This is a genomic window from Embleya sp. NPDC025285, from assembly GCF_055558835.1.
Window position 1 is genome coordinate 1 of record NZ_JBVHLU010000313.1, and the last position, 1075, is coordinate 1075.

Consider the following 1075-nt stretch of genomic DNA (forward strand, 5'->3'; position numbering starts at 1 on the left):
GACCGCAACGTGTTGGTGCGGATCCAAGACAGCATCGCTGCCGACGTGATTTACCTGTACCGGGAGCAGCTGGAACAGATGATGAGACGCCAGGAAGTCGCGGGCCTGCCCGCAGCCATTGCGAAGCAAGAGCGGCAGGATTTTTTCGCCGAGCGACTGAATCTGGAATACCGCAATCGGGCGGCCAACGGCCAAGGCTTCAGTTTGCCGCTCTATGTCGAGTCGGCGAAGAACTTCTACCACCTGGAGATCCGGCGCCATTTGCAGCAGGTGCAGGACTACCTGGTCCATGGGCGGGCGGTGAACGAGCTGAACGCCGGCGCCGAGAGCATCCGTGAACTGCGTGCTCGGGATCCCAGCCTGAACGCCCTGGCGCACAAGGTGGCCGGTGGACTGAATGCTATCAACGAAACCCTGGAGCGCCTTTCTCGGGTGCAAACCGGGGCGGCCGCTCAGGTCAGTCGTGAACTGCGTAGAGAAATGCGTGACGGCCTGGTTGAGCTGCAGGAAGACCAGTTTGCGAATTCGCTGCTGTCCGAGGCGCAAATGTTGGCGGGAGTTCAGCGTATGAGCAACGAGCTGGAAGAGGGCGGGAATAGCCTGAAAGTCCGTTGACAATACGCAATAATAACAGAAAATAACATTTGCCAATTCAGATAGAGGTATCGCCATGACTGTTGCTCTGAATACCCAATTCACCTATCCGCAGGTCGTCATCCAGTCGGCCGTTCAGTTCCCCGCCGGCCACTATGTTGAGCTGGACGATATCGCGTTCGAGGCGAACGGCCTCGGCCGCAAAGTGGTCCAGGCTCAGTCGGTGACCGCGCATGGCAAAGAGTTTTCCGTCGCCTACCTCAACGTCGACGGAACCGGTTATGTGCCGATCCAGGACAGCTCCCGCCCTGTTGATCTGGGAGACCTGGATTCGATCACTCGTGATAACGCGGATCTATTTCGCGCCGTGCATCAAGCCTTCGGCGGAGCTGCGGATAGTTACAGCCACCTGGAACTAGTGGTCGCTCTCCGTAACGCCATTCACCAGGGTATCGCTCCTCTGAACTCGGCCGAGCTGAAG

2 protein-coding genes are annotated in these 1075 nt (G+C 58.4%); both read left to right on the forward strand.

The annotated features are described in order from the left end of the window. On the forward strand, positions 1 to 615 hold a 615-nt coding region (locus tag ACZ4FV_RS52470; RefSeq protein WP_465328577.1), incomplete at its 5' end, for a hypothetical protein. Positions 616 to 670: 55 nt separating this feature from the next. Continuing rightward, on the forward strand, positions 671 to 1075 hold a 405-nt coding region (locus tag ACZ4FV_RS52475; RefSeq protein ID WP_465328579.1), incomplete at its 3' end, for a hypothetical protein.